A 9,265-nucleotide genomic window follows, 5' to 3' on the forward strand; every position below is an offset into this window, starting at 1 on the left:
TTTGGCGTTCGACTGGCAAAGGAGGTGTATACGATGCGCGTTATCGTCACTTTGGCGTGCACCGAATCAGGTGATCGCAATTATACGACTACGAAAAACAAAAAAACTCATCCGCAACGGATCGAGATGAAAAAATATTGCCCTCGCCTGAAGAAATACACTATTCACCGCGAAACCCGCTAAGAAGAAAAGCGTCCTTATAGACGCGATTCGGAGAAAAGCGATGCGGTTTAGCCGTTATTTTTTTGGCAAGGCCAAGCGATGACAGGAGCAAGTAGGCATTCGTAAACCGCTACAGAGAGCCGGTGGAAGCTGTGAACCGGTGCGGAGCGATAGTCCGAATGGGTCCTGGAGCATGATGCCGAACCTGAACCGGTCCTGTCGTCCGGTGTCTACAGTAGGCAGAACGGAAGTTCCCCGTTATCGGAACGACCAAGGTTTTCCGGATTCGGCCGTTGCGGCCGCGGGAAACAAATTAGGGTGGTACCACGGCCTCTCGTCCCTTGCGACGGAGGTTTTTTTGTTTTTTTCCACAAAAAGGAGGAGTCGTCAGATGAAAAAAGTATTGTCAGGCATTCAACCGAGCGGTCAACTGACACTCGGCAACTATATCGGCGCGATGCAAAACTTTGTCAAGCTGCAGCATGACCACCATTGCTTCTTCATGGTAGTCGATCTTCATGCGATTACGGTTCCGCAGGAACCGGCCGCCTTGCGGGAGCAAAGCGAGGCGGTGGCCGCCCTCTTTATCGCCGCCGGCATCGATCCTTCGAAAGCCAGCGTCTTCCTGCAATCCCATGTCCCGGCTCATGCCGAGCTGGGCTGGCTGATGACGACGCTCGTCTACATGGGCGAGCTGGAGCGGATGACCCAGTTCAAGGACAAGTCGGCCGGGAAGGAATCGGTCGGCGCGGGCTTGTTGACGTATCCGGCGCTGATGGCCGCGGATATTTTGCTGTACAATGCCGATCTCGTACCGGTCGGAGACGACCAGAAGCAGCATCTGGAAATAACGCGCGACTTGGCGCACCGGTTCAACCAGCGTTACGGCGAACAGTTCACCGTTCCCGAGCCGTACATTCCGCAAGTCGGAGCACGCATCATGTCGCTGGACGACGCGTCCAAGAAAATGAGCAAGAGCAACCCGAACCCGGGCAGCTATATCGCCCTATTGGACGAGCCGGACGTCATCCGGAAAAAAATAAGCCGGGCCGTCACCGACTCCGGCCGCGAAATCAAGTTCGACTCGGCCAACAAGCCGGAAGTCAGCAATCTGATGAGTATTTACTCCCATTGCGCGAACTTGAGCATCGCCGAAATTGAAGCGAAATATGACGGGCAAGGCTACGGGCCGTTCAAAAAAGATTTGGCCGAAGCGGTAGTCGCAACGCTGGAGCCGCTTCAGCAAAGGTACAAGGATATTCGAAGCTCCGGAGAGCTGAAGGTGATATTGCGCCAAGGCGCCGAGCAGGCGGCGGAAATCGCCAACCGTACGGTGCGTGAAGTCAAGGAGAAGATGGGCTTTGTAATGCCGTAGCGGATATTTTAGAAAATCGGACTATGATGAGCTTGTCATCATAGTCTGTTCTTGTTCCAAGGCGCGTGATAGGGTAGATCAATCGAATTCAGTATAGACATAAAAAACGTTTATCAAGAGAAAGGCGAGTTGCCGCCCCTTCGATAAACGTTTTTTACTGGAACCTTCGTTACTTTTCAGGAGAGCTATCGTTTTTCCGGCGAAGCTTGGCTTTGAGCGTGAAGCCGTAGCCGATGAAAGCGACGGAGCCGATCGAGCAAAGCCAGACGGCCGCGATGTTGCCGTAGCTGATTGCAGCCGCTATTCCTACGAGGAGGGCGGTACCGATGACGGCGAACAACAGCGCCAATGGACGGTTCATGGAGAGTCACCCCGTTTTCCGAATCGACTTAAAAAAGTTTTGAAAAAAGATGAATATTATTTGCTCTACGTAACATAATAAGTTTGCAAGCTTGCAAAATACATCAAAGACACAGTCGCAGATTTGAAAGGAGTGCATGTTATTATGGCAAGTGGACAATCCCGCAGCAGCAACACTCTGGTAGTTCCTCAAGCAAACGCGGCTCTGGATCAGTTGAAGTATGAGGTAGCTCAAGAATTGGGCATCCAAATTCCGCAAGACGGCTATATGGGTTACATGGCTACTCGTGACGCGGGCGCTATCGGCGGACACATTACTCGTCGCCTGGTGCAAATCGCCGAACAACAACTTTCCGGCGGAACTGCTCGATAAACGAACCTTTCTTTCGGACTTGCGTTATGAAAAAGCTCAAGGGACAAGCTCCCTTGAGCTTTATTCGTTGCTCCGAAAAGGAAGGGACTCCTTGCGGAGCCCCCCGGGCAAACAAAAGAAGTTTCGTAACGTATTCGACAGGTGCCTGGAGGCTAGTAGGTGCTGATCTTCAGCTTCTTCTCCACGCGGCCTTCGCTGAGCCATCCGACATAAGAGTCGATCGGCAAAAATTGTTTGTCCATGAGCACGACGGCTACGAACGGGTATTGCTTGCGGTGACGATAACGCACGTCCGTCCAGCGGACCTCGTAGCCCCACCGATGCTCTTTTACTTCGGCGCAAGCGGTGGACGTGAAATATAAAAACGATTGCACGTCCGGATGGCTCTTCGAGGCATCGACGGCCTGATGATCGTGGCAATGGACTTTATCTACCCATCGCAGCTTGCCGTTGCGAAACTCGCCCAGCGTGTAGTAATTCGGAGCGGTCCGCTTGACTACGTTCCAAGTGTACAAATGAATAGTCGGAATCCATATATAATGGTGGCCCTGCTCGTAATGCGGATCCTGCAGCTTGATGCGCCGGCCGATGGCAAAATGGACTAGCGTCCGCCACACGTAATAGAGAGCGACGAATCCGTAAAGCGCCGGGAAAATTTGCGCAGGCGTGGCCAGATGCACGGACCAGATGAAAATCGCGATTAGATGGCTCGAAAAGATGACCGGATCGAAAATGTGGATAATGTTCCACGAGATCCATTTTTCCGTAAAAGGCCGGAACGCTTGGGTTCCGTACGTATTGAACAGATCGCTGAACACGTGAAAGGCGACGGCAATAAAAACCCATAGGGCTAAATGCGGGACGGATATGCCGCGGAACAAAAGAGCGAGTACGATCGTGATCAAGGCGGTCCATATGGCCACGGCCGGTAAGCTGTGCGACTTTCCGCGATGGTTCCGAATGTAAGACGCATTGCTGCGAAAGCGCAATAGCCCGTCCGAGTCCGGTGCTTGCGAGCCGAGCACGGTGCCGATCAGCACGGCTGTCGCCAAGGCGGAATCCGAGGCAACGACCGGGTCCACATAGGCCAATCCGGCCAAACCGAGTCCGACTACAAGATGCGTGCCTGTATCCAAGAGTTGTCTCCTCCTCATCGGTCTTCCTTGTTATCATAACACGATATTCGGTAAAATAAAAAAATCAATATCGAAATTGGTCACTATTCGTTGAATTCGCACATCCGCCAAGCGATTGGCGCAATGAGGCTCGCCAGCCACGGCAGATTTATGGAATGGTTACAATAGCTGATGTGTATTTGAGAGCGAAGTCCGCATATTTAAAAATAACGCTGAGGCCGGAAGGTGAAACGCATGGGTATTGTTTTCGTCGAATATAAAGTGTTCCCGGAAAAGCGGGAGGCATACTTGCAATGGATGAACTCGCTCACGCGGGAGGAGTCCCGACTGGAATTGTACGAGGGCTCCGACCAGCCTGATTTGTTCGTCGAATTATGGCGCGACTTTAGTGAAGAGGAGTACCGGACGTACAAGAAGACGAGGCTGGAAAGCGCCGGCTCGCCATGGGCCGGGTTGGCGGACTATGTCCCGGGCGGAGCGGCCAAAATCCACATTTGGCATTTTCGCAGGGCGGAGCGGTAGCTCTCGGCCGGAGGCGAATTATCGGTATTGTATGGAGGTGACGGTCGTCCCGACACGGCTCTTGCGGCATTATGCCGACAAGGGCCTTTTCTGTTTTCGCTAAAATCGAGGTCGCACATATGATCGGATAGTCCATTATTCCAAGCATGGATATCCATGGTTTCTCCCTCTATGGTTAGGTAAGCTTACACTTAGGATTGTTATCGCAACTGTTTGCCGCGAGCAAACCCAAGGGGGAGAAGGGATGGAGAGAAAGTCCATCATATGGAAGCACATCAAGGAGCACCGGATGTCGTACTTGTTCGGTTTTGCATTATTGTCCATTGCGAGCGTGCTGCAGCTGGTCATCCCGACGCTGCTCGGGGTATTTACGGACCGGCTGGAAATGGCGGAATTGACTTACAAGGAAGCGTTGACATTCGCTTTATGGATGGTGCTGGCCGGCATCGGGATCGCCCTGTTCCGCTCTTCCTCGCGCATCTTCTTGTTCCGGCTGTCCAGATTGCTCGACATGAGGATCCGTGACGAGCTGTTCAAGCATTGGGAGACGCTGTCCACCCATTACTTCAAAAACCGTCGGGTCGGCGACTTGATGTCCCATGCGATCAGCGACGTCAGCGTCATACGCGAGGTTACCCAAAACGGGATATTCAACACGTTGGAAGCAGTCGTTCTCATTTCGATTACCGTGGTGACGATGGTGACGTCGGTCGATCCGTTGCTGACCTTGCTGACGCTGCTGCCGCTGCCGCTTCTGAGCGTGCTAGCTTACCGGTTCAAGCGGCGCATCCAGAAAGAATCGACAAGCGTACAGGAGGCGATCGGCGATTTGACGAGCCGGGTGCAGGAGTTCGTCGCCGGCATTCGGGTCGTCAAGTCGTTTTTGCAGGAGAAGGAGCAGATCCGTCTGTTTCGTCAGGACAACGGGCACGCGGTCGCGATGAACCGCAAGCTGGTCAAATCGAACTCGCTGTTCGGGGCGCTCAGCTCCGCCGTAGTCGGCTTCAGCTTTCTCGTCTCCGTCGTGCTGGGCGGCATCATGGTGCTGCATAACCGGATCACGCTCGGCGAATTCGTCGCGTTCAACTCGTTTCTGTCGCTGCTGATGGGACCGATTGAAAACTTGGGCAAGGTCGTCAACACGATGCAGCGGGGGAAAGCCTCGGAGGAACGGCTGCTCGCGATTCTGAACACGCGCGCCGACGTTGCCGACGATTCGAATGCCGATCCTTCGGTGCAGACGATTGGCGGAGAAATCGAAATTCGCAACCTGACGTTCTGCTACCCGGAATCCAAGGAGCCCGCCCTGCGGAATATTTCGCTTAAGGTGCCGAAAGGAACGAGTCTAGCGATCGTGGGCCGTGTCGGAAGCGGCAAGAGTACGTTGGTCCATCTGCTCGTAAGGCTGTATAATCCGCCGAAAGGGACGGTTTTTATCGACGGACGGGAAATAAGCGAAATTCCGCTGCAGGTGCTGCGCGGGCATGTCGGAATCGTACCGCAGGACCAGTTTTTGTTCTCCACGACGATTCGCGACAACATCAGCTTCGACCCGAAGCCTTACCGCGACGAGGAGATCGAGCAGGCGGCGAAGCTTGCGCAGGTATACGACAATATCGTGGAGTTTCCGAACCAATTCCAAACGGCGCTCGGCGAACGGGGCATTTCGTTGTCCGGGGGCCAACGCCAACGCGTAAGCATCGCGAGGGCGATCATCAAGAAGCCTTCGATTCTCATCTTCGACGACAGCTTGTCCGCCGTCGATACGGAAACCGAGGACCGCATACTGGAAGGTTTGGATACGGTCATGGAGAACAGAACTACGATCATTATCGGACATCGCATCTCCTCGGTGCAGTCGGCCGACCAAATCGTCGTACTGGAAGAAGGCGAGCTCGTCGAGCGGGGAACGCATGAGTCGCTGTTGGAGCATAACGGAATTTACGCCGATATGTACCACAAGCAGCTTCTGGACGAAGCCACCAGGCAGCAGGAGCAGGAATGGGAAGAGGAAGCGGTCGACGGCGTTTCCGATTACAAGGAGCCGGTCCAATCGCGCCAAGGCGGAGAGGTGGCGGCGGCACAAGATTCCCGCGCCGGAACAAAGCTCGCATCGGGAGGGAGAGCGGGATGAGCATACACGCGGAAAAAGCGGTCGTCGATATCAAAGACGGCCAGCTGCTCAAAAAAATGCTTGCCTATGCGCTGCCTCATTGGAAAATGATATCGCTGTGCATCGGGCTTGCGTTCCTTATCGTCATGGCCGATCTGGCCCGTCCTTACTTGCTGAAGGTAGCGATCGACGATCATATCAACGGACTCCATAAGCCGATGTATGCGGTGGAGGCTGGCAAGGCGGAACGTCTCGAGTCTTTCGGCAAACCGGTAATCGTCGGCGACACCGCTTTCGTCCGGGTGAACGGGACGGAGAGTACGGATACTTCGGCCGCAGCGGAAGGACTGCGCAAGGCGCAAATCGTGGAAGTAAGCGGCGCGCAATATTTGACCGACGGCTGGCCCGACTCGAAACAGAAGCCCGTGTTGACGCAATCTGGCGGGGCAACCGAGCTGTCCGCCGACGGACAGACCTATTCGGCCAAGGCGCTGGACAATGAAACGGTTTCGAAGTTTCGCGAGCGCGATACCGGCGGACTATTGACGCTGGGGCTGTTTTTCCTGATCACCGTCGTAGGCGGCACGATATTGAACTATGTGCAGACGAACCTGCTGCAATATACCGGACAGCATATTATTTACCGCATCCGTTCCCAGCTGTTCGAGCATTTGAGCAAAATGTCCGCCTCGTTCTTCGACCGCAACCCGGTCGGACGTCTCGTCGTCCGCGTCACGCAGGATACGGAGACGCTGAACCAGCTCTATTCGCAGGTCATCGTCAATTTGGTCAAGGACGTCATCGTGCTGTTCGGCATTTTAATCATCATGATGCAGATGAGCTTGAAGCTGACCGGGCTCATGATCGTCGTCATTCCGCTCTTGATCGGCATGACGGTCTGGTATCGGATCGTGGTCCGCGAAGCGCAGCGGAAAGTGAGACTGCTTCTCTCCCGTCTTAATTCGTTTCTTGCGGAAAATTTGTCGGGAATCCGCATCACCCAGCTGTTCATCCGCGAAGAGCGGCAGCTGGAGCAGTTCCGCGAATTGAACGGGGAGCATTTCAAAGCCGGACTGCGCGGCGTGATCATCAACTCGATCTTTCAGCCCGCCGTCGGATTTCTCGGCAATTTCGCGATTGCCCTGCTGATTTGGTACGGCGGCGGCTCGGTGCTGGACGGCACGATTACGTTCGGGATCGTTTACGCCTTTACTCATTATGTGCGGCAATTTTTCAATCCGCTTATGAGCTTGGCGGAGAAGTACAACCAGATCCAGACCGCGATGGTCGGGGCCGAACGGATATTCGAGCTGTTGGACGAGAAGCCGTCGATCGTCGACGCGGAGCAAACGAAAGCTTTGCCCAAGCAAGTGCGGGGCGAAATTGAGTTCGACCGCGTATGGTTCGCCTACAATGAGGGCGAATGGGTGCTGCGGGACGTCTCGTTCAAGATCGAGCCGGGCCAGACGATCGCGTTCGTCGGAGCGACCGGAGCGGGCAAAAGCTCGATTATTTCGCTGATCAACCGGTTCTACGAAATTCAGAAAGGCACGATCCGTCTCGACGGCATCGACATTCGCGAAATTCCGCTCGAACAGCTCCGCCGGGCGGTAAGCGTCGTACAGCAGGACGTGTTCCTGTTCAACGGCGATATCGCCTCGAACATCCGGCTGAACGAATCGGGCATTACGGACGAGCAGGTGAGGGAAGCGGCGCGCATGGTGCATATGGAACCGTTTATCCTCAAGCAGCCGCAAGGCTTCGCGACTCCGCTCGGCGAACGGGGCGTCAACCTGTCGCTCGGGCAGCGGCAGCTGCTGTCGTTCGCGCGCGCGATCGTGTTCCGCCCGCAAATTTTGATCCTGGACGAGGCGACCTCGAATATCGATACGGAGACGGAAATGGTCGTACAGGATGCGTTGAAGTCGATTTCGAAAAACCGGACGACGCTGATCGTCGCCCACAGACTGTCTACAATACAGCACGCCGATCAAATTATTGTCATGCACAAAGGCAAATTGCGCGAGATCGGAAACCATTACCAGTTGCTGGCGTTGAAGGGGTATTATCATAAGCTGTTCGAGCTGCAGTACAAGGAGCGGCGCCAAATGCTCGACGCGCGGTAACGCCGCTTATCCGTATTGATCATGACAGAGCCGGTATAATATCGGCTCTATTCGTGATGCTATAGCCGAGTCGGACGAAAGACCGTTCACCGTTCTGGGGGAATGACCATATCATAGAGTGGTATAGGTACCCGAAGGAGTGAATGAAATGGTCAAACTTACCTTGGAAGCGGCCAAACGATTGCTGGCGGTCGCAGAACAGAAAGCCCGGCAAATGGGCCTCTCCAGCGATATTGCGATCGTCGACGAAGGCGCGAACCTGATTGCCTTCCACCGGATGGACAACGCCAAGATCGCCGGAATCGACATTTCACAGAACAAGGCATGGACGAGCGTAGCTTTGCAGATGCCGACGGCCAACTTGGCGCAATCTGCGCAGCCCGGCAGTCCCTCGTTCGGCATCAACACGACCAATCAAGGCAGGGTCGTCATTTTGGGCGGAGGCATCCCGCTTATCTACGAAGGCAGGATCGTCGGAGGCATCGGCGTAAGCGGAGGCACGAGTGCCCAAGACATCGAAGTGGCCAATGCCGCCGTCCACGCCTTCAGCAGCATGCGTGCAACCGGAGACGCCGCGTTTGCCAGCGCCCGAATCGGTTCAATCCAATCGAACGGATGAGCCGGCGGCCTGACGCTCACTGCTGTCAGACAACGGGCGGAATTCTCGCTACGGTTGCCCGTAAGGGGGCTATACGGCCAGAAATGGACTTTGGAACAGGTTTAGGGAGTTTCATTCCCTGGACCTGTTTTTTTAACGATAAAGAAAGTTTAACTTCGCTAAAGCGTTAAAGCGGAGTGCGACTTTCTTTATCAAGAAAAGCTACATATTACGCAGAGTCATTCGCCGTGATCCAGAAAAGCTACATCTTACGTAGAGTCATTCGCCGTGGAGAAGGTTTCGCCTGGAAGCTTTTCTTATGCTGTCGCATAGTTCGCAAACAAGCCGGAGGCGTTTTGGCGGGAGGCAACTCGTTCGTTGCCTGTATATAGCGGCTTTTGGTTCCGTTATCGTCTCGAATTCCGTTGCGCTCCCGAATATAACGGAACAAGCTTCCGTTATTTCGAGCTCTCGGGGTGAAATGGGGAGTGAAACGGCGG

Annotated in this window: 9 protein-coding genes and 1 other annotated feature; of the genes, 7 read left to right on the forward strand and 2 right to left on the reverse strand. The window is 54.4% G+C overall.

Annotated elements, in window-relative coordinates; all coding sequences use genetic code 11:
- Positions 1-33 precede the first annotated feature (33 nt).
- Both rpmG and trpS read left to right on the forward strand, forming a co-directional pair.
- On the forward strand, positions 34-183 hold the full coding sequence (gene rpmG / locus FE784_RS37850) for a 50S ribosomal protein L33 (protein ID WP_139607472.1): 150 nt from the start codon (positions 34-36) through the stop codon (positions 181-183).
- Positions 184-252: 69 nt separating this feature from the next.
- Positions 253-507 (forward strand) — a binding site (T-box leader).
- Between the two features lie 46 nt (positions 508-553).
- On the forward strand, positions 554-1,537 hold the full coding sequence (gene trpS / locus FE784_RS37855; RefSeq protein WP_139607473.1) for a tryptophan--tRNA ligase: 984 nt from the start codon (positions 554-556) through the stop codon (positions 1,535-1,537).
- A gap of 169 nt (positions 1,538-1,706) precedes the next feature.
- Here the strand turns inward: trpS and FE784_RS37860 are convergent, their stop codons facing one another.
- The gene (locus FE784_RS37860; RefSeq protein ID WP_139607474.1) at positions 1,707-1,898 is read right to left on the reverse strand and encodes a DUF5325 family protein; all 192 of its coding nucleotides are present in this window, start codon (positions 1,896-1,898) and stop codon (positions 1,707-1,709) included.
- 144 nt (positions 1,899-2,042) lie between these two features.
- Between FE784_RS37860 and FE784_RS37865 the strand changes: the two genes are divergently transcribed.
- Entirely contained in the window at positions 2,043-2,270 is a 228-nt protein-coding gene (locus FE784_RS37865; RefSeq protein WP_139607475.1) for an alpha/beta-type small acid-soluble spore protein, read from the forward strand.
- Between the two features lie 152 nt (positions 2,271-2,422).
- Here the strand turns inward: FE784_RS37865 and FE784_RS37870 are convergent, their stop codons facing one another.
- Positions 2,423-3,406, reverse strand: a complete 984-nt coding sequence (locus tag FE784_RS37870) for a metal-dependent hydrolase (RefSeq protein ID WP_139607476.1) — start codon at positions 3,404-3,406, stop codon at positions 2,423-2,425.
- A 234-nt stretch (positions 3,407-3,640) separates the two neighbouring features.
- On the opposite strand from FE784_RS37870, the gene FE784_RS37875 reads away from it, so the two are divergent.
- From FE784_RS37875 to FE784_RS37890, 4 genes are all read left to right on the forward strand, one after another.
- Entirely contained in the window at positions 3,641-3,928 is a 288-nt protein-coding gene (locus FE784_RS37875; protein ID WP_139607477.1) for a hypothetical protein, read from the forward strand.
- A gap of 244 nt (positions 3,929-4,172) precedes the next feature.
- Entirely contained in the window at positions 4,173-6,062 is a 1,890-nt protein-coding gene (locus FE784_RS37880) for an ABC transporter ATP-binding protein (RefSeq protein ID WP_139607478.1), read from the forward strand.
- Positions 6,059-8,167: an ABC transporter ATP-binding protein gene (locus tag FE784_RS37885; RefSeq protein ID WP_139607479.1), complete on the forward strand. Its 2,109-nt coding sequence runs from the start codon at positions 6,059-6,061 to the stop codon at positions 8,165-8,167. The genes FE784_RS37880 and FE784_RS37885 overlap by 4 nt, the downstream gene beginning before the upstream one ends.
- Before the next feature lie 148 nt (positions 8,168-8,315).
- Entirely contained in the window at positions 8,316-8,786 is a 471-nt protein-coding gene (locus tag FE784_RS37890) for a GlcG/HbpS family heme-binding protein (RefSeq protein WP_139607480.1), read from the forward strand.
- Positions 8,787-9,265: the final 479 nt, after the last annotated feature.

The sequence above is a fragment of the Paenibacillus hemerocallicola genome (assembly GCF_006265175.1).
Classification (GTDB): domain Bacteria; phylum Bacillota; class Bacilli; order Paenibacillales; family NBRC-103111; genus Paenibacillus_AB; species Paenibacillus_AB hemerocallicola.

Bases quoted from the DNA above. Each gene is read 5' to 3' on its own strand.
- rpmG (WP_139607472.1), top strand. From the start codon at position 34: ATGCGCGTTATCGTCACTTTGGCGTGCACCGAATCAGGTGATCGCAAT.
- trpS (WP_139607473.1), top strand. From the start codon at position 554: ATGAAAAAAGTATTGTCAGGCATTCAACCGAGCGGTCAACTGACACTC.
- FE784_RS37860 (WP_139607474.1), bottom strand. From the start codon at position 1,898: ATGAACCGTCCATTGGCGCTGTTGTTCGCCGTCATCGGTACCGCCCTC.
- FE784_RS37865 (WP_139607475.1), top strand. From the start codon at position 2,043: ATGGCAAGTGGACAATCCCGCAGCAGCAACACTCTGGTAGTTCCTCAA.
- FE784_RS37875 (WP_139607477.1), top strand. From the start codon at position 3,641: ATGGGTATTGTTTTCGTCGAATATAAAGTGTTCCCGGAAAAGCGGGAG.
- FE784_RS37880 (WP_139607478.1), top strand. From the start codon at position 4,173: ATGGAGAGAAAGTCCATCATATGGAAGCACATCAAGGAGCACCGGATG.
- FE784_RS37885 (WP_139607479.1), top strand. From the start codon at position 6,059: ATGAGCATACACGCGGAAAAAGCGGTCGTCGATATCAAAGACGGCCAG.
- FE784_RS37890 (WP_139607480.1), top strand. From the start codon at position 8,316: ATGGTCAAACTTACCTTGGAAGCGGCCAAACGATTGCTGGCGGTCGCA.